The organism is Luteimonas kalidii (assembly GCF_029887935.1).
Classification (GTDB): Bacteria; Pseudomonadota; Gammaproteobacteria; order Xanthomonadales; family Xanthomonadaceae; genus Luteimonas; species Luteimonas kalidii.
In genome coordinates this window covers 444,455-467,421 of sequence record NZ_JARXRO010000014.1, presented here as the reverse complement: position 1 = coordinate 467,421, position 22,967 = coordinate 444,455, and the positions used below count along the sequence as shown (strand labels likewise).

Below are 22,967 nucleotides of genomic sequence, written 5' to 3'. Positions count from 1 at the left end.
GCATCAGCTCCGGCCGCCGCGGCCGGTCCCGCGCGCGAACGAGAAGTAGGGGACGGCGATCGCGCTGCGCACGCTGCCGCTGCGGCGGGCCTGGCCCGCGGATGAGTCTTCGGCGTCCGCATCCTCGTCCGGGAGCACCGCGGCGCTCCCAGCGTCCCTTCCCAGCGGCTTGGCCAGGAGGGATTCGGCCACCACGGTGGTGACGAAGCTCACCGTGAGCGCCACCGCCTGCTCGACCGAATGCGTGTCGACCAGCGCCGCCTCGTACTGGCGACCGCGCGCCTGGAGGCGGACCGCCACGGCGTCGACCTCGGCCAGTGCGGGCGCCTCGAGCGTGCCCGTGTCGGCCAGCGGCATCAGGGGCGCACTGCGCGCGGGGAGGGACGGGGTATGGGCGCCGGCCAGCGCGCGGACCGCGGCGGGGTCGGCGTCGGCGTCCAGCACCGGGCGGGCCGCCAGCAGCCCCAGCGCCAGCACCATGCCGGTCACCGAGAAAGCCAGTATCGTGTGGCGGAGCTTGCGGTTCATGATGAACGTCCTGCTCTGGTGGATAGGTGTTGTATCTAACTATAACACCAGAACAGGGCATTGCAAGGGGTTGCGGCGTGCCGTGGACCCAACTGAAGTCATGGTGCTTGGGCGCCTCCCCCACATTCCGGCGGAAACTGTCATGAAAACAATCAGATATGTCACGCTGGTCCTGCTGTTGCTGGCGGGGTCCGCTGCGGTCGCGGCCGACGGATTGCTCGACCGCAGCTTCCGCCCGCTGACGGGCAAGACCCCGGTCGAACTGTCCGGCGCCTACGGCGGCCAGGTGCTGCTGATCGTCAACACCGCGAGCAAGTGCGGACTGGCTCCGCAGTTCGAGGGTCTCGAGACGCTGCATTCGCGCTACAAGGCCCGTGGTTTCTCGGTCCTCGGGTTCCCGTCGGCGGATTTCCGAGGCCAGGAGTACGAGGACGAGCAGAAGATCCAGGAGTTCTGCACGCTCACCTACGGGGTGAAGTTCCCGATGTTCGAGCGCGTGCATGTCGTCGGCGACGCCGCGACGCCGCTGTACCGCGACCTGCTGCAGGCGACGGGCGAGGCACCGGCGTGGAATTTCCACAAGTACCTGGTCGGCCGCGACGGCCGGGTCATCGCCTCGTTCGGCAGCCGCATGCTGCCGGAGGATCCGGAGATCGTGGCCGCCATCGAGCGCGCGCTCGAGGCGCCCGTCCCCGGCGCCTGAGGTGCTGAACGCCGGCGCGCGGGGTGCCTTCGCGCGATTGCCGTGGCGGGCGCCGGCCGCGACAATAGCGCCCCCTGCGCCGCACGAGGCGGCGCGTGCCGGAGTGTCGACCCGATGAACCGTTTCGCGCGTGGCATGGCCGCGCTGGCCCTGTCCGCGCTGGTGGTGACGGCATCGGTAGCCGTGGTGCAGGCGCAGGATCTGACCCGCCTGACGGGCGAACGCGAGCAGATCAGCTACCTGGTGGGCATGGACATCGCGCGGTCGCTGGCCGCCGCCGGTCCGGACATCGACTATCCGAGCTTCGAGCGGGCCGTCGCCCATGCGCTGGCCGGGGGCGAGCCGCTGATCGGCGATGACGAGGTGACACAGGTGGGACAGGCGCTGATGCAGCGCATCGCCGTGCGCAGCGGCCGCCAGGTCCCGGGCATGGCGCCCGGCACCCCGCCGCCCTCGGTCGATCCGGTCAAGGTCGGGTTGATGACGGGCCTGGACGTGGGTCGCTCGCTGCGCCCGATGGCCGACACCATCGAGGTGCCGGTGCTGGTGCAGGCCGTGCGCACCGTGATCGAGGGCGGGACCCCGCTGCTGTCCACCGACCAGGCCTCGGAGGTCCGCGCCGCGCTGGAACAGCGCTCGCGCAGCGAGGCCAGCCGCGTGGCCGAGGCCAACCGCGCCGCGGGGGCGGAATTCCTGGCTCGCAATCGCACCGCCAAGGGCGTGTTCGCCACCGGATCTGGCCTGCAGTACAGCGTGCTGCGCCCAGGTTCCGGGCCGCGGCCGCGGCCGGGGGACCAGGTGCGCGTGCACTATCGCGGCACCCTGCTCGACGGGACCGAGTTCGACAGCTCGATCGGCCGCGGCGAGCCCGCCGAGTTCGGCCTCAACCAGGTCATCGCCGGCTGGACCGAGGGCCTGACCCTGATGCCGGTCGGTGCCCGCTACCGCTTCTGGATCCCCGGTGAGCTGGCCTATGGCCAGTCCGGCAGCCCGCCGCTGATCGGCCCGAACGCCACCCTGGTGTTCGAGGTCGAGCTGCTCGGCATCCTGTAGACCTACTCGCCGTCGGCGGCGGGTCCGCCGGCGCTCCCCTTGTCTGCGTGTTTCCCCTGGAGTCCTCGATGAAAGTTTCCATGCGTTCCACCACCCTGGCCGTGTTCGGCCTCGCCCTGTCCGTCGCGCTGGTGGCCTGCAAGCCGCTCGACAAGGACACCGGCAAGCCGGTCGACGGCGCCGAGGATGCGCCAGCGGATGCGCCGGCGGTTGCGGCGAAGGGTGGGCTGAAGACCGAAAAGGAGCAGGTCAGCTACGTCATCGGCATGCAGATCGGCGACAGCCTGAAGGGCGCCAAGGACGAGGTCGACCTGGACACCCTGTTCAAGGCCGTGCGCAGCACCCTGGACGGCAAGGATCCACTGCTGACCCAGGAAGAGGCGATGCAGGTCATGCAGGCGTTCAGTACCCGCATGCAGGCCAGGCAGATGGCCGAACTGGAGCAGTCCGCCAAGACGAATGCCGAGGAGGGCGAGCGCTTCCTGGCCGGCAACGCGGGCAAGGAAGGCGTGCAGACCACGGCCTCCGGCCTGCAGTACCAGGTGCTCAGCGAAGGATCGGGCGCCAAACCCAAGGCCGGCGATACCGTGCGCGTGCACTACAAGGGCACGCTGCTCGACGGCGAGACCTTCGACGATTCCTACGCGCGCGGCGAGCCGGTGGAATTCGCGCTGTCGCAGGTGGTTCCGGGCTGGCAGGAAGGCCTGCAGCTGATGCCGGTGGGCAGCAAGTACAGGCTGTGGATCCCGGGCAAGCTCGGCTACGGCGAGCAGGGCACCCCCGGTGGCCCGATCGGTCCGAATGCCACGCTGGTGTTCGAGGTCGAGCTGCTCGACATCGTCAATTCGGCCGAGTAAGCGGAGCGAGCGCGAAATGCATGTCGCCATTTTCGGCACCGGATACGTCGGCCTGGTCAGCGGGACCTGTCTGGCGGAGGTAGGTCACCACGTGGTCTGCGTGGACGTGGACCGGGACAAGATCGAAGGCCTGGACCGGGGCGTCATCCCGATCTACGAGCCCGGCCTCGAACCCATGGTCAGGTCCAACCACGCCGCTGGGCGCCTCGAGTTCACCATCGACGCCGCGAAAGCCGTGGCGGGAGCCGAAGTCATCTTCATCGCCGTCGGCACCCCGCCCGACGAGGACGGCAGCGCGGATCTGCAGTACGTGCTGGCGGTGGCGCGCACGATCGGCCGCCACCTGCTCGCGCCTGCCGTCGTGGTGGACAAGTCGACCGTTCCGGTCGGCACCGCCGACCGCGTGCGCGAGACGATCGCGGCCGAACTGGCTGCGCGGGACGCCGATATCGCCTTCGACGTGGTGTCCAACCCGGAATTCCTGAAGGAGGGCGCAGCGGTCGAGGACTGCATGCGCCCGGACCGCATCGTCATCGGCAGTTCCCAGCCGGCCTCGATCGAGAAGCTGCGCAAGCTCTACGCGCCGTTCAATCGCAACCACGACCGCATCGTGGCGATGGACGTGCGTTCGGCCGAACTGACCAAGTACGCGGCCAACGCGATGCTGGCGACCAAGATCAGTTTCATGAACGAGATCGCCAATATCGCCGAGCAGGTCGGTGCGGACGTCGAGCAGGTGCGCAAGGGGATCGGTTCGGACCCACGGATCGGCTGGCACTTCATCTATCCCGGTGCGGGCTACGGCGGATCGTGCTTTCCGAAGGACGTGCAGGCACTCGCGCGCACCGCGGCGCAGCACGGCCACGAGCCGATCCTGCTCAATGCCGTCGAAGCGGTGAACGAGCGCCAGAAGGCGCACCTGTTCGATCTGGTCGTGCGCCACTATGGCGCTGCCGAGGCACTGCGCGGGAAGACGATCGCGCTCTGGGGGCTGGCGTTCAAGCCCGACACCGACGACATGCGCGAGGCTTCCAGCCGGCGGCTGCTGCAGCTGCTGTGGGATGCCGGGGCGCGCGTGCGGGCGTTCGATCCCGAGGCGCGCGACGAGGCCCGACGCATCTTCGGCCAGCGCGACGACCTGGTCCTGTGCGACAGCGCGGAGGAGGCGCTGCAGGGCGCCGACGCGCTCGCGGTGGTCACCGAATGGAAGCAGTTCCGCAGCCCGGACTTCGGGCAGCTGCGCCAGGCGCTGCGCGACGCGGTGGTATTCGACGGGCGCAACCTGTACGAGCCGGCCGACGTCGAGGCGGCGGGGCTCGCCTACTGGGCGATCGGCCGCGGCCGGTCGATCCTGCGTGGGAACGGACGATGAGCGACGCGCTCGAGCAGCGCCTGGTGGAGCTGGAAACCAGGCTCGCGTTCCAGGAGCAGGTGATCTCCGAGCTCAACGAAGCGCTGACCGCGATGCGGCTGGAGACCGCGGGCAACGCCGACCTGTTGCAGCGCATGCTCGAGGATCTGAAAATGACCCGCGGCGACGGGCCGGGCGATGTCGGGCTCGAACCGCCGCCGCCGCACTACTGACGGGGCCGGGCGATGAGCGATTCCCTGCGCGACCAGCTGCTGGGCCTGGGCTTCAAGCCGGCCCCCAAGCCTGCGCGCTCCCAGCCGCCGCAGGGGCGGCCCGACGGCGGACGTCCGCCGCGGGACGCACGCGACGGCCAGCAGGCGGGGAAGTCGCGGGCCGGCGCACAGGCGAAGCCGGGCACGCGCCGCAAGGACGGGCGCGGCCCGCGCAGCCGCGAGGACATCGATCTCGCCAAGGCCTATGCGATCCGCGCACAGAGGGAGAAGGACGAGCGCGTGCAGGCCGAGCGCGAGCGCCAGGAGCAGGCACGGCTGCGCCGGGAGGCGCGGGCGAAGCTCGAGGCATTCCTGCAGGGCAGGGCGCTCAACGACCCTGCCGCCGACATCGCCCGCCACTTTCCCTATGGCGGCAAGATCAAGCGCATCTACGTCAATGCAGAGCAGCTGCGCGCGCTCAATGCAGGCGAACTCGGCGTGGTGCAGCTCAGCGGGCGCTACTGCCTGGTCACCGTCGCCGACCTCGCGCAGGCGGAGGCGCTCTTCGCGCCGTCGGTCGCGCTGAAGATCGACCCGGATGCGCCGGCGGAGGACGATCCCTACGCCGACCCGAAATACCAGGTGCCCGACGACCTCGTCTGGTAAGCCCGAACGACACGCGCGATGGCCCCGCGCCGCGGGTGATCCGTCACTCGGGATCGTAGTCCAGGTTCGACGCCAGCCAGCGCTCCACCTGCGCCAGCTCCACGCCCTTGCGCCGGGCGTAGTCGAGCGCCTGTTCCTTCGAGACCCGCCCGACCACGAAGTACTGGCTGCGCGGATGGCTGAAGTAGTAGCCCGACACGGCCGCCGTGGGCAGCATCGCGAAGCTCTCGGTCAGCGACATGCCGGCGTTGCCCGGTGCGTCGAGCAGCTGGAACACGGTCGCCTTCTCGCTGTGCTCGGGACACGCCGGGTAGCCCGGCGCGGGCCGGATGCCGCTGTAGCGTTCGGCGATGAGAGCGTCGTTGTCGAGCGTCTCGTCGGCGGCGTAGCCCCAGAACTCGGTGCGCACGCGCTGGTGCAGGCGCTCGGCGAAGGCCTCGGCCAGGCGATCGGCCAGCGCCTTGAGCAGGATCGCGTTGTAGTCGTCGTGGTCGGCCTCGAAACGCGCGACATGCGCATCGATGCCGATGCCCGCGGTCACCGCGAACATTCCGATCCAGTCCTGGCGGCCGGAATCCTTCGGCGCGATGAAGTCGGCCAGGCAGAAGTCCGGCCGGTCGGCGGGCTTGTCGACCTGCTGGCGCAGGAAGTGGAGCACGGCGCCGTCTCCAGGGGGCGCAGGGGACGGCCGGCCCGGCGATGAGACCGCCGCGCGGTCGCGCCCATCCGCGCTCCCGTCGCCTTGCCCGGCGCGCGGAGAAAGCGAGATCTCCACATCGTCGCCGATGCTGTTCGCGGGCCACAGGCCGAACACGCCCTTCGCGGTGAGCCACTTCTCGCGCACGATCGTGTCGAGCATCGCACGCGCATCGCGGTACAGCTCGGAGGCCTGCGTGCCGACGACGTCGTCGTGCAGGATCGCCGGGTACTTGCCCGCCAGTTCCCAGGCCTGGAAGAACGGGGTCCAGTCGATGCAGTCGACCAGCTCGGCCAGCGGATAGTCGTCGAACACGTGCAGCCCGGGCTGCCGGGGCGCCGGCGGCGCATAGTCGTCCCAGCCGCCGTCGAACTTCTGCGCGCGCGCCTTGTCCAGCGACACCAGCCGCTTGGCGTCGCCGCGGTTGCGATGGCGCTCCCGGATCTCGGCGTAGTCGGCGTCGTTGGCGGCGACGAACTTCGCGCGCAGCTCGGCGCTGATCAGCGACTGCGCCACGCCGACCGCGCGCGAGGCGTCCTTCACCCAGACCGTCGGCGCCTTGTAATGCGGATCGATCTTCAACGCCGTATGCGCGCGCGAGGTGGTCGCGCCGCCGATCATCAACGGCATGGTGAAGCCCTGGCGCTGCATTTCGCGCGCGACGTGGCTCATCTCTTCCAGAGACGGCGTGATCAGGCCGGACAGGCCGATGACGTCGGCGCCGACCTCGCGCGCCCGGTCCAGGATCACCTGCGTCGGGACCATGACGCCCAGGTCGATCACCTCGAAATTGTTGCAAGCCAGCACCACGCCGACGATGTTCTTGCCGATGTCGTGGACGTCGCCCTTGACCGTCGCCATCACGATCTTGCCGTTGTTCTTGCCGACTTCGCCGGTGCGCAGCTTCTCGGCCTCGATGAAGGGCAGCAGGTAGGCCACCGCCTTCTTCATCACGCGCGCGGACTTGACCACCTGCGGCAGGAACATCTTGCCGGCCCCGAACAGGTCGCCGACGATGTTCATGCCGTCCATCAGCGGGCCTTCGATCACGTCCAGCGGCCGCGACGACTGCTGGCGCGCTTCCTCGGTATCGATCTCGGCATAGGCGTCGATCCCGTGCACCAGCGCGTGCGCCAGGCGCTCGCGCACCGGCTTCTCGCGCCACGACAGGTCCTCGACCCGGGCCTCGCCCTTGCGGCCCTTGAACTTCTCCGCGAGTTCCAGCAGCCGTTCGGTGCCGTCCCTTCGGCGGTTGAGCACCACGTCTTCCACCCGCTCCCGCAGCTCGGCATCGAGGTCGTCGTAGATCGGCATCGCGCCGGCGTTGACGATGCCCATGTCCAGGCCGGCCTGGATCGCGTGGTACAGGAACACCGCGTGGATCGCCTGGCGCACCGGCTCGTTGCCGCGGAACGAGAACGACACGTTCGACACGCCGCCCGACACATGGCAGTGCGGCAGTGTCTGGCGGATGATGCGGGTGGCCTCGATGAAGTCCACCGCGTAGTTGTCGTGTTCCTCGATGCCGGTGGCGATGGCGAAGATGTTGGGGTCGAAGATGATGTCCTCGGGCGGGAACCCGACCTCGTCGACCAGGATGCGGTAGGCGCGGGTGCAGATCTCGACCTTGCGCGCGCAGGTGTCGGCCTGGCCCTGTTCGTCGAAGGCCATGACCACCGCGGCGGCGCCGTAGCGCAGCACCTTGCGCGCCTGCTCGACGAAGGCCTGCTCGCCTTCCTTGAGCGAGATCGAATTGACCACGCTCTTGCCCTGCAGGCACTTCAGGCCCGCTTCGATCACGCTCCATTTCGAGGAATCCACCATCACCGGGATGCGGGCGATGTCGGGCTCGGACATGATCAGGTTGAGGAAGCGGGTCATCGCCGCCTCCGAGTCGATCAGGCCCTCGTCCATGTTGACGTCGAGGATCTGGGCGCCGTTGGCGACCTGCTGGCGCGCGACCTCCACCGCCTCCTCGTAGCGGCCGTCCTTGATCATCTTGCGGAACTGCGCGCTGCCGGTGACGTTGGTGCGCTCGCCGATATTGACGAACAGCAGGTCGGGCGTGATCAGCAGCGGCTCGAGACCGCTCAGGCGGGTGTGGCGGGACGGTGCCGTCATGCCGCCTGCTCGAGCGATGCGGGCAGGGCGCGCGGCGCGACGCCGGATACCGCGTCCGCGATCGCGCGGATGTGGTCGGGCGACGTTCCGCAGCAACCGCCGACCAGGTTCAGCAGCCCGGCCCGCGCGAACTCCTGCAGTACCTCCGCCATCTCCTCCGGCGTTTCGTCGTAGCCGCCGAAGGCGTTGGGCAACCCGGCATTGGGATGCGCGCTGACGTAGGCGTCCGCCACCGTCGCCAGTGTCTCCACGTGCGGGCGCAGGTCCTTCGCGCCGAGCGCGCAGTTCAGGCCGACCGACAGCGGCCGCCCGTGCGCCACCGAGGCGTAGAACGCTTCGGCCGTCTGCCCCGACAGCGTGCGCCCGGACGCGTCGGTGATCGTGCCGGAGATCATCACCGGCAGGCGGCCGCCGCGGGCCTCGAACGCCTCCTCGATCGCGTACAGCGCGGCCTTGGCATTGAGGGTATCGAAGATCGTTTCCACCATCAGCGTATCGGCGCCGCCGTCGATCAGGCCGTCGATCGCCTCGCGGTAGGTGGCGCGCAGTTCGTCGAAGCTGGTGTTGCGGAAGCCCGGGTCGTTCACGTCCGGGCTGATCGAGGCGGTGCGGCTGGTGGGACCGAGCACGCCGATCACGAAGCGGGGCCGGCCGGTTTCCACGGCCACGGCGTCGCAGCATTGGCGTGCGATGCGCGCGCCCTCCACGTTCAGTTCGCGCACCAGGTGCTCGAGCCGGTAGTCGGCCTGGCTCACGGCGGTGGCGTTGAAGGTGTTGGTCTCGACCAGGTCGGCGCCGGCTTCGAGGTAGGCGGTGTGGATGTCCGCGATGATGTCCGGGCGGGTGAGCAGCAGCAGGTCGTTGTTGCCCTTGAGATCGTGGCCGTCCGGCGCGGCGCCCGGCGTGGCGTGCGCGCTGTCGAAGCCGCCCGCGAAGCGTTCGCCGCGATAGTCGGCTTCCTGCAGGTCATGACGCTGGATCATGGTGCCCATGGCGCCGTCGATGACCAGGATGCGCTCGCGCAGCGCGTCCAGCAGCAGGGCGACGCGGTCGGGGTGCAGCCAGGGCAGGGTCTTCATGGGCGGCTCGGTGGGGCGGGCGGTTGGGACATGCGGTGGATAGGCGCGACACGAACGCGTGACGGGCGGCCTGGAAGCCGTCCTACGGCTTGCGGGCGATCATCGAGATCACCTCGAAGTGCGGCGGTCGCTTCTCGCGGGTGACGGTCTCTGCGTTCACCAGTTCCAGGCCGGCGCGCGAGACGAAGCGGCGCAGGTCCTTGTCGGCGAACCCGAGGTTGGCGTGGCCATAGGCCTGCACCACACTCTGGTGCTCGTGCCGGGCCAGGCTCGACAGCAGCAGCCGGCCGCCCGGCCGCAGCACGCGCGCGGCCTCGGCGACCGCCTGCGCCGGCTTGTCGGCATAGGTCAGCGCGTGCATCAGCACCACCAGGTCGAACTCGCCCTGGGCGAACGGCAGCGCGTGCATGTCGCCTTCGCGCACCTCCACGTTGCGGAACTTGCGCAGGCGCTCGGCGGCGGCGGCCACCACGCGCTTGCTGCTGTCCACGCACACGTAGCGATGCGCATGCGGCGCCAGCAGTTCGGCCAGCACGCCGTCGCCGGAGGCGATGTCGAGCACGTCGCCGGTCTCCAGCAGCGGCAGCGCGCTGCGCGCCAGGGCCTCCCAGGTGCGACCGGGCGAGTAGTGCCGCTCCATGTCGCCGGCTACCGAGTCGGCCCAGTTCTGGTCGGCCGCGCGCATCGCCAGCACGGCGGCCACGCGTTCGGCGTCCTGGCGCAGCAGCGGATCGTCGCTGCCGGTGGACAGGGCCTGCCAGAGCGCGCGCTGCGCCGGATCCAGCGATTCGTCGTCGAAGCGGTAGTAGGCCGAGACCCCGGCGCGGCGATCGCGCACCAGGCCGGCGTCCTTGAGCTTGGCCAGGTGGGTGGACACGCGCGGCTGCGCCAGGCGGGTGATGCCGGACAGTTCGGCGACCGTCAGTTCCTCGCCCTCCAGCAGCGCCAGCAGGCGCACGCGGGTGGGGTCGGCGAGCACCTTCAGCCGCGACGACCAGGCTTCGAGGTCCATGATATCTCCATATCGCGATATAGAGATATTTTGCGGCCGCGCGCCCGGGAGTGCAACCTCGCCTGTTCCGGCGCGTCCCGCGGGTGCGGGGTGGCGATGGCGCATGCTGCGTCGAGACAGCATGAGGCCCGCCCGCGCGTCGCGGGCTACAATAAGGTTTCTCCGGAAACGATAGAGGGTGCCGTGGAGTTCGGGTTCAGCGAAGAGCAGTTGATGATCCAGGACGTCGCGCGTCGCATCGCGCAGGAGAAGATCGCGCCCAGCGCCGAGCACCACGACCGCACCGGCGAATTCCCGCTGGAGAACATCCGCGTTCTGGGCGAGAACGGCCTGATGGGCATCGAGGTGCCGGAGGCGTACGGCGGCGCCGGCATGGACCCGGTGGCCTACGTGCTGGCGATGGTCGAGATCGCCGCCGGCGATGCCGCGCACTCGACCATCATGTCGGTCAACAACTCGTTGTTCTGCAACGGCATCCTGACCCACGGCAGCGAGGAGCAGAAGCAGACCTACGTGCGCGCGATCGCGGAAGGCGCCGAGATCGGCGCGTTCGCGCTGACCGAGCCGCAGTCGGGCTCGGACGCCACCGCGATGCGCTGCCGCGCCGTCAGGCAGGACGACGGCAGCTACGTCATCAACGGCAAGAAGAGCTGGATCACCTCCGGTCCGGTGGCGAAGTACATCGTGCTGTTCGCCATGACCGATCCCGACAAGGGCGCGCGCGGCATCACCGCGTTCCTGGTCGACGCCACGCGCGAGGGCTTCGGACGCGGCAAGACCGAGCCCAAGCTCGGCATCCGCGCCTCGGCCACCTGCGAGATCGAATTCAACGACTACGTCGCCCGACCCGAGGATGTGCTCGGCCAAGAAGGCGAGGGCTTCAAGATCGCGATGGGCGTGCTCGATGCCGGCCGGATCGGCATCGCCTCGCAGGCGGTCGGCATCGGCCGCGCGGCGTACGAGGCCACGCTGTCGTACGTGAAGGAGCGCAAGGCCTTCGGCCAGCCGATCGGCACCTTCCAGATGACCCAGGCCAAGATCGCCGACATGAAGTGCAAGCTCGACGCCTCGCTGCTGCTCACCCTGCGCGCCGCCTGGCTCAAGGGCCAGGGGAAGAAGTTCTCCGCCGAGGCGGCGATTGCCAAGCTCACCGCGTCGGAAGCCGCGATGTGGATCGCGCACCAGGCGGTGCAGATCCACGCCGGCATGGGCTATTCGAAGGAAATGCCGATCGAGCGCTACTTCCGTGACGCCAAGATCACCGAGATCTACGAAGGCACCAGCGAGATCCAGCGCCTGGTGATCGCCCGCAGCGAGACCGGCCTGCGCTGAGCCACGCCGTGACCCCGCGCCGCCGCGCCAGGTTCGCCGTCGAGCCCGACACGGGAGGCGCCGTGCGTCCCGCTTTCTTTCGTGACGCGCGTCCATCGGTGCGCGTCCAGTCCCGTGGCCCGCGTGAGAATGCGGGCCTCACTCCATCCGGAGCCCGTCCGTCATGACCCCCGCCAAACCCTCCCGAGCCCCGGCGCGCAAGGCCGCGGGCGCCAAGCCCGCGCGCACCCCGGCGGCGCCGTCCACCGCCAGCGTGCTGCAGCCGATCTTCGACGCGATCCGCAAGCGCGCCGGCAAGGCCGCGCAGGACGACGCGAACGCTTTTGCCAGCGCGTTCTACCGGCGCATGACCGAGGACGAACTGCCGCAGCACAGCGCCGAAGGCTGGGCCGCGCTCGCCACCGATCTGCTCGAGTTCATGCGCCGCCGCAAGCCCGGCACCGCGCAGGTGCGGCTGTTCAACCCAGGCCTGAAGTCGCATGGCTGGGAATCGCCGCATACCGTGCTGCAGGTGGTCAACGACGACATGCCGTTCCTGGTCGATTCGGTGACCATGGCGCTGGCCGAGCGCGCGGTCGGCGTGCACGTGCTCGGCCATCCGGTCATCCAGATCGCGCGCGACAAGGCCGGTCGGCTGGCCGCGGTCGGCGAGGGCGAGACCGAATCGGTGATGCACCTGGAGATCGATCGCCAGACCGCCGAGGGCATGAAGGAGATCGAGTCGGCCATCGTCGAGGTCCTCGACGACGTCCGCGCGATCGTCCGCGACTGGGGCGCGATGCGCGAGAAGATGCAGCAGGTGGCCGCCGATCTCGCCACCCGCCGCCTGCCGGTGACCGATGCCGAACGCCGCGAGGCGCAGGAATACCTGCGCTGGGCCGCGAACGACCACTTCACCTTCTTCGGCTACCGCGAATACCAGCTGCGCAGCAAGGGCGGCGATGAACTGCTGGTGCCCGTGGAGGGCAGCGGGCTCGGCCTGCTGCGCGGCGGGGAGGGCAAGGGTCGGCCGCTGAAGTCGCTGGCCGCGCACCGGATGAGCAACGACGGCCAGGCCGAGTCGCTGGTGCTGACCAAGACCAACGCGCGCTCCACCGTGCATCGCCCCGGCTACATGGACTACATCGGCGTGCTCGGCTTCGACGCGCAGGGACGGGCGGTGTCGGAGCAGCGCTTCCTCGGCCTGTACACCTCGGGTGCCTACAACCGGCGGCCGTGGGAGATCCCGCTGGTGCGCGAGCGCTACGAGCACGTGATGAGCGAATCGGGCCTCAAGCCCACCGGCCACAGCGGCAAGGCGCTCAAACACATTCTGGAGACGCTGCCGCGCGACGAGCTGTTCCAGTCCACCGCCGACGAACTCTACCGCCTCGCGACCGGCGTGCTCGGTCTGCAGGAGCGCGTGCGCAGCCGCCTGTTCCTGCGCCGCGACCGCTACGGCCGCTTCTATTCCGTGCTGGCCTACATCCCGCGCGACCGCTTCAACACCGAGGTCCGCCGCCGGGTCGAGGCCATGCTGCGCCGGGTGCTGCACGCCGACCACGTGGACGCCAACGTGCTGATCGGCGAATCGCCGCTGGCGCAGGTGCATCTGATCGTGCGTCCGCGCAGTGGAGAACGGTTCGAGGTCGACCAGGCCCAGCTCGAGCGCGAACTGGCGGTGATCGTGCGCAACTGGCAGGACGACCTGCGCGACGAACTGGTGGCCCGCCACGGCGAGGAGCAGGGCCTGGCGCTTGCGGGCCGCTACGGCCGCGCGCTGCCGGCCGGCTACATCGAGAACGCGACGCCCGCGATCGCCGCCACCGACGTCGAGCGCCTCGCCGCGCTGGGGGGCGGGAACGACCTGCAGCTGAGCCTGCAGCAGTCGCCGCACGCCATGCCCGGCGAGGGCGCGCTGCGTTTCAAGCTCTACCGCCAGCGTGGCGACATCCCGCTCTCCGACGCGCTGCCGATGATGGAGAACCTCGGCCTGCGGGTGATCACCGAACATCCCTACCGGATCGAGGTCGACGGTGCGCCCGTGTACATCCAGGATTTCGAAGTCGAATCGAATGTGGCCGGCCTCGACGTCGAGCGTGCCGGCAGCGATTTCGCCGAAGGCTTCGCACGGGTGTGGCGCGGGGACGCCGAGAACGACGGCCTCAACCGGCTGATCCTCGGCGCATCGCTCGGCTGGCGCGAGGTGGCGTTGCTGCGCGGGTATGCGCGCTATCTGCAGCAGGCGGGCGTGCCGTTCTCGCAGAGCTACGTCGAGGATACGTTCGCGCGCAACCCGCTGATCGCGCGGCTGCTGGTGGAGCTGTTCGAGGCCCGATTCGATCCGGGCGTCGGTCGCGAGGCCAAGTCCGGACTGGCGAGCGCCACCGCACGCCTGGCCGGGCACCTGCAGGCGCTGGCCGGCGACGACGCCATCGCCACGGCTGCGGTGCAGCCGGTGGTCGACGCGCGCGGCGCAGGCCGCGAGGCGCGTTACGAAGCCACGCGCGGCGCGATCAAGGCCCTGCTCGACACGGTGTCCAGCCTGGACGAGGACCGCATCCTGCGCAGCTTCATGGGTCTGGTCGACGCCACGCTGCGCACCAGCTACTACCAGCGTGGCGGCGACGACGACTTCAAGGAGACGATCGCGTTCAAGTTCGATTCCGCGCGCGTGCCCGATCTGCCCAAACCGCGCCCGTACCGCGAGATCTTCGTCTACGGTCCGCGCGTGGAAGGCATCCACCTGCGCTTCGGTGCGGTCGCACGCGGCGGTCTGCGCTGGTCGGACCGGCGCGAGGACTTCCGCACCGAGGTGCTGGGCCTGGTCAAGGCGCAGATGGTGAAGAACACCGTGATCGTGCCGGTGGGCTCGAAGGGCGGGTTCATCGTCAAGCGTCCGCCTGCGGGGGGCGACCGCGACGGGCTGTTCGCCGAGGGCGTGGCCTGCTACCGGCTGTTCATTAGCGGCCTGCTCGACGTCACCGACAACATCGTCGACGGGCGCATCGTGCCGCCGGTCGACGTGGTGCGCCACGACCAGGACGACCCCTATCTGGTGGTCGCGGCCGACAAGGGCACCGCCACGTTCTCCGATATCGCCAACGGCATCTCCGCCGACTACGGCTTCTGGCTCGCGGACGCCTTCGCCTCCGGCGGCTCGGTGGGCTACGACCACAAGGGCATGGGCATCACAGCACGCGGCGCATGGGAGTCGGTCAAGCGCCACTTCCGCGCCCTGGGCCACGATTCCCAGGCGCAGGACTTCACCTGCGTGGGCATCGGCGACATGTCCGGCGATGTGTTCGGCAACGGCATGCTGCTGTCCAGGCACATCCGCCTGGTGGCCGCGTTCGACCACCGCCACATCTTCATCGACCCGCGGCCCGACGCCGCACGCTCGTTCGCCGAGCGCGAGCGCATGTTCGCGCTGCCGCGCTCGAGCTGGGCGGATTACGACACGGCCCTGATCTCGAAGGGCGGCGGCGTGTATCCGCGCACGCTGAAGTCGATCGCGCTCTCGCCCGAGGCCTGCGAAGCGCTCGGACTGCCCGAAGACACGAGCGCGATGGCGCCCAACGACCTGCTGTCGGCGATCCTGCGCGCGCCGGTGGACCTGCTGTGGAACGGCGGCATCGGCACCTACGTCAAGTCCAGTCGCGAGCAGCATGCCGACGTCGGCGACCGCGCCAACAACGCGATCCGCGTCGACGGCCGCGACCTGCGCTGCCGGGTGGTGGGCGAGGGCGGGAACCTCGGCCTGACCCAGCTCGGCCGGATCGAGGCCGCGCAGCACGGCGTCCTGCTCAACACCGATTTCATCGACAACTCCGCCGGCGTCGACACCTCCGACCACGAGGTCAACATCAAGATCCTGCTCAACGCCCAGGTGCAGGACGGCAAGCTGAAGCTGGACGCGCGCAACAGACTGCTCGCCTCGATGACCGACGAGGTCGCGCAGCTGGTGCTGTGGGACAACTACCGCCAGAACCAGGCGATCAGCCTGATGGAGCGGATGAGCGTCTCGCGCCTGGGCTCCAAGCAGCACTTCATCCGCACCCTCGAGCAGCAGGGCCTGTTGGACCGGCAGATCGAATACCTGCCGTCCGATGCCGAGATCGCCGAGCGCAAGGCGCGCGGCCAGGGCCTGACCCGGCCGGAGCTGGCGGTGCTGCTGTCGTATTCGAAGCTGGTCGCGTTCGACGAACTGCTGCGCTCCGACGTGCCCGAGGATCCGTACCTGTCCAAGGAGCTGCAGCGCTATTTCCCGCAGCCGCTGCAGAAGAAGTACGCCCAGGCCATGGAGCAGCACCGCCTCAAGCGCGAGATCATCGCCACGGCGGTGACCAACACCATGATCAACCGCATGGGCGCGACCTTCCTGCTGCGCATGCAGGAAGACAGCGGACGCAGCTACGGCGAGGTGGCCAAGGCGTTCACCATCACCCGCGAGACGCTCGAGGCCCGCGCGCTGTGGCTGGACATCGATGCGCTCGACGGCAGGGTGGCCGAGCCGGTGCAGATCGACGCACTGCTGGTGATCTGGAACCTGCAGCGCTCGTTCACCCGCTGGCTGCTGTCGCGCCCGGGCGCGATCCCGGACATCACGACTGCGGTCAACCGCTACCACGACGGCTTCAGGGACATCCGCGCCGGCGAGAACATCCTGCCCGATTCGCAGCGGCCCGAGTACGAGGCGAGCCTGGCCGACTGGCTGGGCAAGGGCTTGCCGGCGGAACTGGCCGGCCAGCTCGCGGCGTTGCCGTACCTGGAGCCGTGCGCCGACATCATCGAGCTGGCGACCGAACGCAAGCGTCGCCCGATCGAAGTGGCGAGGCTGCACTTCCGCGTCGGCGAGGCGCTGCGGGTGCCGTGGCTGACGCAGCAGATCGATGCGCTGCAGGTCGACGGCCGCTGGCACGCGGTGGCGCGCGGCGTGCTGCGCGAAGAGCTCGCCACCCAGCAGCGCACGATCGTCGGGCAGGTGCTGGGAATGCCGGGCGAAACGCCGGAGGAAAAGGTGCAGCAGTGGCTGGGGCGCGACGACGCCACGCTGCGCTTCACCCTGGCGATGCTGACCGAACTGGCGGCGCAGAAGACGCTCGACTATCCGACCGCGTCGGTCGCGGTGCAGCGCCTGTCCCAGCTCGCCCAGCGGGGCTGATCCGGCACGGCCGCGGCGCGCGCCGCGGCCATCGGGGGCGAGTCCACCGACACATTCGAACATCGGGCGCAGGTCGGATTGCGTCTACGCCTGGTGCGGGTCGTCGTCGCGGCGTCGGAAGCTGCAGCGGATGCGTCGCCGCGGGGTCCGGAACCTTCCCGCGCCCCGGTTCCCGGGCAGGCCCGGCCCTCGGATGGTGCAACGGCGCTCCCGTGTCGGCTCGTGGGCATCGGCGTTGCACACCCGCTGCATGGTGTGACGCCTGCCCGGGTTATCCTCCGGAGTCGACCGGACAGGAGCCGCCGATGAGCACAACGCCACGCATCGCCTTCCTCGCCAGCCAGACCGACGACGCGCAGGGCGCGATCGGCGCACTGACCGCGCGTCATGGCCAGTGCGAGCCGGACCAGGCGGATGTGCTGTGCGCGCTTGGCGGCGACGGCTTCATGCTGCAGACGCTGCACCGCCACGGCAGCCTCGGCAAGCCCGTGTTCGGCATGAAGCTCGGCACGGTCGGCTTCCTGATGAACCAGCACCGCGAAGACGACCTGATCGAGCGCATCCGCGCCGCGGAGCCGGCGGTGCTGCATCCGCTGGAGATGATCGCGCAGACCGAATCGGGCGCCACCGTCGGCTCGCTGGCCTACAACGAGGTCTCGCTGCTGCGCCAGACCCGGCAGGCCGCGCACCTGTCGATCGAACTCAACGGCAAGCCGCGGCTGGACGAGCTGATCGCCGACGGCGTGATGGTGGCCACCGCCGCCGGCAGCACCGCCTACAACTATTCCGCTCACGGCCCGATCCTGCCGCTGGGCGCGAACGTGGTGGCGCTGACGCCCATCGCCGCCTTCCGCCCGCGCCGCTGGCGCGGCGCCTTGCTCAAGGGCGACACCGAGGTGCGCTTCCGCGTGCTCGACCCGTTCAAGCGCCCGGTCAGTGCCACCGCCGACTCGCACGAGGTGCGCGACGTGGTCGAGGTGATGATCCGCGAATCACGCGAGCGCACGGTCACCATGCTCTTCGACCCCGAACACAACCTCGAGGAACGCATCCTCAGCGAGCAGTTCGAGACCTGAGTCCCGACGGGCGTCCCTGTCGCCGGCGGGTCCTGCGCGGGGCGGTGCCCGAAGCGATTGAGCACCGCCTTCCGCGAACGCCTGTACCGCAGGCGGAAAGGAACCGCCTTGTCCTTCCCCGTTCCACGCGGGAAGGTGCCGAAGGCGGATAGGGGAAATCGGAAGCCACCCGGTGCCGGTTCCATGCTCCGCTGAATGCATAATCACCCCATGTCCCGCAAAGAACCCGTCGCGGTCCTCACCATCGCGATCTCCTCGCGCGCCCTGTTCGATCTCGAGGACAGCCACGCCCTGTTCGAGCGCGAGGGCATCGAGCCCTATTCGGAGTACCAGCGCACCCACGAGGACGACGTGCTGGAGCCCGGCATCGCCTTCTCGCTGGTGCGCAAACTGCTGGCGCTGAACGTGGCCGCGCCGCCGGACGCGCCACGGGTCGAGGTGATCCTGCTGTCGCGCAATTCGGCCGACACCGGCCTGCGCATCTTCAACTCGATCCAGCACCACAAGCTGGCGATCTCGCGCGCGACGTTCACCTCCGGCGAGCCCACCTGGCCGTATATCCGGCCCTTCGGCGCGCAGCTGTTCCTGTCCGCCAATCCGGAGTCGGTGCGCCAGGCGCTGGCGAACGGGGTCGCCGCGGCCACCATCCTCCCCGACCGCGCCAAGCCCGGCACCATGGCCAGCGAGCAGATCCGCATCGCCTTTGACGGCGACGCCGTGATCTTCGGCGACGAAGGCGAGCGGGTCTCGCGCGAGGGCGGTATCGATGCCTTCCACCGGTACGAGATCGAGAACGCCCGCGAGCCGCTGTCGGGCGGACCGTTCCGCGCCTTCCTGTCGGCCCTGCACGACCTGCAGGCCGCATTCCCCGCAGGCGAGGCGTCTCCGATCCGCACCGCGCTGGTGACGGCACGCTCCGCGCCCGCGCACGAGCGCGTGATCCGCACCCTGCGCGAATGGGGCGTGCGCCTGGACGAGGCGCTGTTCCTCGGCGGACGTGCCAAGGGGCCGTTCCTCGAGGCGTTCGGTGCCGACATCTTCTTCGACGATTCCGCGCACAACATCGACAGTGCGCGCCAGCATGTGCTGGCGGGGCACGTGCCGCACGGGGTGTCGAACAGCTAGGTGGGGTGGGGGGCGCTTCAGGCGGTTCCTCTCAGGTCGTGCCTGGGAGCCTGCGGCACGACTCGCGTGCGGGGTGACGCGCTTCGTGAGGGAGCGACGCCGCCCGCGGGCTTCGATGCATCGGCGTCCGCTGCGCACGGGCGCCGGCATCGGGTCTACCAGTCTTGGCCCGTCCGGGCCGACAGGCGGAACCAGGCGCGGGCGTCTAGAGGGTCAGCAACCCGAGCCCAGTCCCACGCCGGGCGGAGAACGAGCCCGGACGCGCGGCACGCCGGGCTGCAGCCATTGCCAAATGCGAGTGATTTGCATTTTAATACGCATCCTCGGCTTTCGTTCAGGTGCCGACGGCGTCCGTGACCTCCCGTGGACGCCGCCCCCACACCCCCTCACCGCAGGATTTCGTTGATGCGTTCCGCCCCCGCTTTTGCCCGTCTCCAGGGCATCGTTGCCCCGTCGTCCTTCCCGATGCCCCGCCTGCTGACGGCCGCCGTGTGCCTGGCGCTGGCCGGCGGGTCCGGCGCCGCCCTCGCCCAGTCCGCGTCGGACGATGCCGGCCCCTCCGCCCGCGACCTCGATGCCGTGCTCGTGGTCGGCCAGCGCGCCAACCGGGTCAGCAACGGCGCCACCAACCTGGACCTGACGATCAAGGACACGCCGCAGTCGATCAGCGTGGTCAGCAGCGAGCAGATGGCCCAGTTCGGCACCGACAGCGTCAACGAGGCGTTGCGCCTGGCCACCGGCATCCTGGTCGAGGAGTGGGAAACCAACCGCACCAACTTCACCGCGCGCGGATTCGAGATCGCCAACACCCAGATCGACGGCGTCGGGCTGCCCAACAGCTGGGGCATCGTGACCGGGGCCCAGGACACGTTCGGCTACGACAAGCTCGAAGTCATCCGCGGTGCGAACGGGCTGCTCACCGGCGTGGGCAATGCGGCCGGCACGATCAACTACGTGCGCAAGCGGCCGACCAACGACACCCGTGGCACGGTCGGCCTCTCCTACGGTTCGTGGGGCACGGTCCGCGGCGAAGTGGACTACTCCACACCGTTCACCGACGACGGCACCTGGGCCGGCCGCGTGGTGGCGGCGCACGAGCAGGGCGGTTCGTACCTGCGCGGCAAGGACGACCGGCGCGATTTCGTCTACGGCGTGGTCGACGGGCAGATCGGCGAGAACGGCACCCTGACGCTCGGCTATTCCTGGCAGGACGCCGACACCGACGGCAACATGTGGGGCGCGCTCGGCTTCATGTACAGCGACGGCACCCAGGCCGAATGGGACACGGGCGCCTCCACCACCCAGGACTGGACCTACTGGGACACCACCACCCGCACCGGTTTCATCGAATACACGCACCAGCTCGGAGAGGACTGGCAGCTGAAGCTGGCCTACAACCGCCGCGACATCCGCAGCGACGACAAGCTGTTCTACGCCACGGATTTCGAGGGGACCGGCCTGGAGCCGGGTACGAACCTGGGTCTGTACGGCTATCCGTGGGGCGGCGCGGACGCGTTCACCGCCGACCTGGGCTCGGCGACGGTCAACGGTCGCTTCGCGATGGGCGGGCGCGAGCACGAGGCGATGTTCGGCGTGAGCTGGTCGCAGAGCGAGAACGTCAGCAACCAGTTCGCCGGCGCGCTGTGCGGCGAGACGGTGTGCGGCTACATCCCGATGCCCGGCTTCCCGTGGGGCGGCGACGTGATCCCCGAGCCGGTGTGGGGCGAGCTGTCCACCTACAGCACCCTGGACGAGCGCCTCAAGCGCGCCTACGGCGCCACCCGCCTGTCGCTGACCGACCGCTTCAAGGCCGTGCTCGGCGTCAACTGGGCCGAATACCACCGCGACGGCCAGAACTACGGCGTGGTGTTCGACCAGACCGAGCGCGAGACCAGCCCGTACGCGGGCCTGACGTTCGACTTCACGCCCGACGTGCTCGGCTACCTCAGCTACTCCGACATCTACCAGCCGCAGAGCCAGTCCGACGCCGAGGGCCGCTACCTCGATCCGACCAAGGGCTCGAACTACGAGCTGGGCGTCAAGGCCGAATGGCTGGACAAGCGGCTGCTGACCACGCTCGCGGTGTTCCGCGCCGAGCAGGACGGGCTGGCCACCGGTGCCGGCTACAACGACATGGGGCAGTTCTACTACGAAGGCGTGGACGTGGAGTCGCGCGGCGTGGAACTCGAAGCCACCGGCCGGGTCAGCGACTCGCTCGACGTGGTGTTCGGCTATACCGCCCTGAAGCTGACCGGGCAGGACGGCGACGACACCTACCGCTGGGTGCCGCGCCGTACCGCGAATCTCGTGCTCAGCGGCCGCCTGCCGTCGTTCGATGCGCTGTCGTGGGGCGTGGGCGCGCGCTGGCAGAGCGACATCTCGAACGTCGAGAGCAACGGCTTCACCGTGCGCCAGGACAGCTACGCCGTGTTCAACGGCTTCGTGGCCTGGAACTTCCTGCCCGAGGCGGCACTGCGCCTCAACGTCAACAATGCCGGCGACGAGAAATACATCAACACCCTGCGCTACAGCGGCTACTACGGCGCGCCGCGCAACTACACGCTCAGCCTGAACTGGCGGTTCTGACGTCCGGGGCCGCGTCCGCCCGGCACGTCGCCGGCGTCAGCGCGCTGCGCGGCCCGGCGGCTCTGGCATCCATCTGCGGGCGTGCGTGTCGAAGCGCGGACATCGTCCGCTCGCCGAAGCCGCCCCGTGTCACGCGGGCGGCAGCCGGATGTCCGAGAGCTTCCAGCGGACGCCGTCGCGGGTCAGCACGAATACCACCGGCGCCCCCTCGTCGGTATGGACCGTGGCGGTGAAGCGCGACGTGGATTCGTAGCGGCGCTGCGCATTTCGCCACGGGTCGGGACGCGCCGCGGCGCCGGCTTCGGTCCGCGGCGGGGGCAGGCCGGTGGCGCGGTTCCAGACCTTGCGGCCTTCGATCAGCGCCCCCAGGCCGTAGGGGGTGACCATCAGGTCGACGGCGCCGCCGGCCAGTTCGTTGGCCACGGTCGTGCCCAGCGCGCCGAGCCAGCCCGACTGCGCCTCCACGCCGACGCGGCGGGCCAGGCGGTCGCCCAGCTGCGCCTTGAGGCTGGCGCGCAGTGGCGGGAAGTCCACGTGGCGTGCGAGCGCGGCGGCATTTTCCTCCCGCACCGCCTTGCCGATGGCGTGCATCGCCAGATAGGGGCCTGCGGCCGTCCACGCCAGCAGCGCGACCAGCAGCAGCGCGCCGAGGATGATCCACTTGCGCATGGGCTCAGAACTCCAGGTCGAGGGCGGCGCAGAGATAGTCCATGAACGGGGCCATCGCCTGCAGGTCCTTCGCCAGGGTCGGCAGCAGCCGCGGGCCCAGCATCACGCTGTCCTCCAGGCCGCGCCAGGCGACGAAGTTGCGGTGGCGCAGGTCGTCGATGTACTCGAAATCGGCCGGGAATCCGCGCGGCGGCCGCACCAGCATGTCGGCGTCGTCGAGTTCGAAACGGCGCCGGAACGCAGGCGCGTGCGCGGCGGCCTTCCAGCCGCCGGGGTTGTCGACGATGAACTGGCGGATCTGTCGCTGCACCGGCGGCTCCGGGTGCCAGATGCCGCCGCCGATGAAGCAGTTGCCCGGCTGCAGCTGCACATAGAACGACGGCGCCGGCACCTGCCGGCTGCGCTCGTGGAACAGCCGCGCGCCCTGCCAGGTCTTGTAGGGCGTCTTGTCGTTGGCGAAGCGCGTGTCGCGGTGGATGCGGAACAGCGAGCCGCCGACTTTCGCCGGGTCCGCGCGGTAGTGCGCGCTGATTTCGGCCAGCGACGCCTGCAGGTCGGCCAGCAGGCGCTGGAACGGTTCGCGCACATGGGTCTCGTAATCGTCGCGGTGGTCCTGGAACCACGCCCGTTCGTTGTGGCGGGCGAGGGCGCGCAGGAACTTCAGGCTCTTGGGGGTGAAATAGGTCGGCATGACAGGGCGTAGGCGGGCGCGCTGCGGCGCTGGGGTCAGCGGGGTGGGAACAGGGGCGGGGTGACC

The 22,967-nt window shown here is 69.7% G+C and carries 17 protein-coding genes; 11 read left to right on the top strand and 6 right to left on the bottom strand.

Going from position 1 to position 22,967, the window contains the following annotated elements; genetic code table 11:
• Nucleotides 1–3 precede the first annotated feature (3 nt).
• Entirely contained in the window at nucleotides 4–528 is a 525-nt protein-coding gene (locus QFW81_RS07635) for a hypothetical protein (protein WP_280578093.1), read from the bottom strand.
• A 142-nt stretch (nucleotides 529–670) separates the two neighbouring features.
• Between QFW81_RS07635 and QFW81_RS07630 the strand changes: the two genes are divergently transcribed.
• The 6 genes from QFW81_RS07630 (at nucleotide 671) to QFW81_RS07605 (ending at nucleotide 5,370) form a co-directional block, all read left to right on the top strand.
• Complete coding sequence (locus QFW81_RS07630) at nucleotides 671–1,231, top strand: glutathione peroxidase (RefSeq protein WP_425603987.1); 561 nt, start codon at nucleotides 671–673, stop codon at nucleotides 1,229–1,231.
• A 114-nt stretch (nucleotides 1,232–1,345) separates the two neighbouring features.
• Nucleotides 1,346–2,284 (top strand): FKBP-type peptidyl-prolyl cis-trans isomerase, encoded by a 939-nt coding sequence (locus QFW81_RS07625; RefSeq protein ID WP_280578092.1) that lies wholly within the window; start codon nucleotides 1,346–1,348, stop codon nucleotides 2,282–2,284.
• 68 nt (nucleotides 2,285–2,352) lie between these two features.
• A complete protein-coding gene (gene bamJ / locus QFW81_RS07620) occupies nucleotides 2,353–3,141 on the top strand; it encodes a BamJ family beta-barrel-assembly machinery protein (RefSeq protein ID WP_280578091.1) in 789 nt (262 codons plus the stop codon).
• A 16-nt stretch (nucleotides 3,142–3,157) separates the two neighbouring features.
• The gene (locus tag QFW81_RS07615; RefSeq protein WP_280578090.1) at nucleotides 3,158–4,513 is read left to right on the top strand and encodes a UDP-glucose dehydrogenase family protein; all 1,356 of its coding nucleotides are present in this window, start codon (nucleotides 3,158–3,160) and stop codon (nucleotides 4,511–4,513) included.
• On the top strand, nucleotides 4,510–4,725 hold the full coding sequence (locus QFW81_RS07610) for a SlyX family protein (RefSeq protein ID WP_280578089.1): 216 nt from the start codon (nucleotides 4,510–4,512) through the stop codon (nucleotides 4,723–4,725). The genes QFW81_RS07615 and QFW81_RS07610 overlap by 4 nt, the downstream gene beginning before the upstream one ends.
• A gap of 12 nt (nucleotides 4,726–4,737) precedes the next feature.
• The gene (locus tag QFW81_RS07605; protein WP_280578088.1) at nucleotides 4,738–5,370 is read left to right on the top strand and encodes a DUF2058 domain-containing protein; all 633 of its coding nucleotides are present in this window, start codon (nucleotides 4,738–4,740) and stop codon (nucleotides 5,368–5,370) included.
• A 43-nt stretch (nucleotides 5,371–5,413) separates the two neighbouring features.
• Here QFW81_RS07605 and metH read toward each other — a convergent pair whose 3' ends face one another.
• The 3 genes from metH to QFW81_RS07590 all read right to left on the bottom strand — a co-directional run bounded on the left by metH (nucleotide 5,414) and on the right by QFW81_RS07590 (nucleotide 10,279).
• Nucleotides 5,414–8,188, bottom strand: a complete 2,775-nt coding sequence (gene metH / locus QFW81_RS07600; RefSeq protein ID WP_280578087.1) for a methionine synthase — start codon at nucleotides 8,186–8,188, stop codon at nucleotides 5,414–5,416.
• Nucleotides 8,185–9,267: a homocysteine S-methyltransferase family protein gene (locus QFW81_RS07595; RefSeq protein ID WP_280578086.1), complete on the bottom strand. Its 1,083-nt coding sequence runs from the start codon at nucleotides 9,265–9,267 to the stop codon at nucleotides 8,185–8,187. The genes metH and QFW81_RS07595 overlap by 4 nt, the downstream gene beginning before the upstream one ends.
• Nucleotides 9,268–9,349: 82 nt before the next feature.
• Complete coding sequence (locus QFW81_RS07590) at nucleotides 9,350–10,279, bottom strand: ArsR/SmtB family transcription factor (RefSeq protein WP_280578085.1); 930 nt, start codon at nucleotides 10,277–10,279, stop codon at nucleotides 9,350–9,352.
• Between the two features lie 171 nt (nucleotides 10,280–10,450).
• Between QFW81_RS07590 and QFW81_RS07585 the strand changes: the two genes are divergently transcribed.
• The 5 genes from QFW81_RS07585 to QFW81_RS07565 all read left to right on the top strand — a co-directional run bounded on the left by QFW81_RS07585 (nucleotide 10,451) and on the right by QFW81_RS07565 (nucleotide 21,541).
• Nucleotides 10,451–11,611 (top strand): acyl-CoA dehydrogenase family protein, encoded by a 1,161-nt coding sequence (locus QFW81_RS07585; protein ID WP_425603995.1) that lies wholly within the window; start codon nucleotides 10,451–10,453, stop codon nucleotides 11,609–11,611.
• 163 nt (nucleotides 11,612–11,774) lie between these two features.
• Nucleotides 11,775–16,754 carry an NAD-glutamate dehydrogenase gene (locus tag QFW81_RS07580; protein ID WP_280578083.1) on the top strand — a complete coding sequence of 1,660 codons (4,980 nt, stop codon included), beginning with the start codon at nucleotides 11,775–11,777 and terminating at the stop codon, nucleotides 16,752–16,754.
• Nucleotides 16,755–17,059: 305 nt separating this feature from the next.
• Nucleotides 17,060–17,830: an NAD kinase gene (locus tag QFW81_RS07575; protein WP_280578082.1), complete on the top strand. Its 771-nt coding sequence runs from the start codon at nucleotides 17,060–17,062 to the stop codon at nucleotides 17,828–17,830.
• A 210-nt stretch (nucleotides 17,831–18,040) separates the two neighbouring features.
• The gene (locus tag QFW81_RS07570) at nucleotides 18,041–18,955 is read left to right on the top strand and encodes a 5'-nucleotidase (RefSeq protein WP_280578081.1); all 915 of its coding nucleotides are present in this window, start codon (nucleotides 18,041–18,043) and stop codon (nucleotides 18,953–18,955) included.
• A gap of 465 nt (nucleotides 18,956–19,420) precedes the next feature.
• On the top strand, nucleotides 19,421–21,541 hold the full coding sequence (locus tag QFW81_RS07565; RefSeq protein WP_280578080.1) for a TonB-dependent siderophore receptor: 2,121 nt from the start codon (nucleotides 19,421–19,423) through the stop codon (nucleotides 21,539–21,541).
• A gap of 129 nt (nucleotides 21,542–21,670) precedes the next feature.
• Here QFW81_RS07565 and QFW81_RS07560 read toward each other — a convergent pair whose 3' ends face one another.
• On the bottom strand, nucleotides 21,671–22,210 hold the full coding sequence (locus tag QFW81_RS07560) for a DUF2939 domain-containing protein (protein WP_280578079.1): 540 nt from the start codon (nucleotides 22,208–22,210) through the stop codon (nucleotides 21,671–21,673).
• A 4-nt stretch (nucleotides 22,211–22,214) separates the two neighbouring features.
• Nucleotides 22,215–22,901, bottom strand: a complete 687-nt coding sequence (locus QFW81_RS07555) for a DUF2461 domain-containing protein (protein ID WP_280578078.1) — start codon at nucleotides 22,899–22,901, stop codon at nucleotides 22,215–22,217.
• Nucleotides 22,902–22,967: the final 66 nt, after the last annotated feature.

What these genes read in the sequence shown, in the direction of transcription:
- QFW81_RS07615 (WP_280578090.1), top strand. Translation starts at nt 3,158, where the DNA reads ATGCATGTCGCCATTTTCGGCACCGGATACGTCGGCCTGGTCAGCGGG.
- QFW81_RS07570 (WP_280578081.1), top strand. Translation starts at nt 18,041, where the DNA reads ATGTCCCGCAAAGAACCCGTCGCGGTCCTCACCATCGCGATCTCCTCG.
- QFW81_RS07605 (WP_280578088.1), top strand. Translation starts at nt 4,738, where the DNA reads ATGAGCGATTCCCTGCGCGACCAGCTGCTGGGCCTGGGCTTCAAGCCG.
- QFW81_RS07595 (WP_280578086.1), bottom strand. Translation starts at nt 9,267, where the DNA reads ATGAAGACCCTGCCCTGGCTGCACCCCGACCGCGTCGCCCTGCTGCTG.
- QFW81_RS07590 (WP_280578085.1), bottom strand. Translation starts at nt 10,279, where the DNA reads ATGGACCTCGAAGCCTGGTCGTCGCGGCTGAAGGTGCTCGCCGACCCC.
- bamJ (WP_280578091.1), top strand. Translation starts at nt 2,353, where the DNA reads ATGAAAGTTTCCATGCGTTCCACCACCCTGGCCGTGTTCGGCCTCGCC.
- QFW81_RS07565 (WP_280578080.1), top strand. Translation starts at nt 19,421, where the DNA reads ATGCCCCGCCTGCTGACGGCCGCCGTGTGCCTGGCGCTGGCCGGCGGG.
- QFW81_RS07580 (WP_280578083.1), top strand. Translation starts at nt 11,775, where the DNA reads ATGACCCCCGCCAAACCCTCCCGAGCCCCGGCGCGCAAGGCCGCGGGC.
- QFW81_RS07610 (WP_280578089.1), top strand. Translation starts at nt 4,510, where the DNA reads ATGAGCGACGCGCTCGAGCAGCGCCTGGTGGAGCTGGAAACCAGGCTC.
- QFW81_RS07630 (WP_425603987.1), top strand. Translation starts at nt 671, where the DNA reads ATGAAAACAATCAGATATGTCACGCTGGTCCTGCTGTTGCTGGCGGGG.
- QFW81_RS07575 (WP_280578082.1), top strand. Translation starts at nt 17,060, where the DNA reads ATGAGCACAACGCCACGCATCGCCTTCCTCGCCAGCCAGACCGACGAC.
- QFW81_RS07555 (WP_280578078.1), bottom strand. Translation starts at nt 22,901, where the DNA reads ATGCCGACCTATTTCACCCCCAAGAGCCTGAAGTTCCTGCGCGCCCTC.
- QFW81_RS07635 (WP_280578093.1), bottom strand. Translation starts at nt 528, where the DNA reads ATGAACCGCAAGCTCCGCCACACGATACTGGCTTTCTCGGTGACCGGC.
- QFW81_RS07560 (WP_280578079.1), bottom strand. Translation starts at nt 22,210, where the DNA reads ATGCGCAAGTGGATCATCCTCGGCGCGCTGCTGCTGGTCGCGCTGCTG.
- metH (WP_280578087.1), bottom strand. Translation starts at nt 8,188, where the DNA reads ATGACGGCACCGTCCCGCCACACCCGCCTGAGCGGTCTCGAGCCGCTG.
- QFW81_RS07625 (WP_280578092.1), top strand. Translation starts at nt 1,346, where the DNA reads ATGAACCGTTTCGCGCGTGGCATGGCCGCGCTGGCCCTGTCCGCGCTG.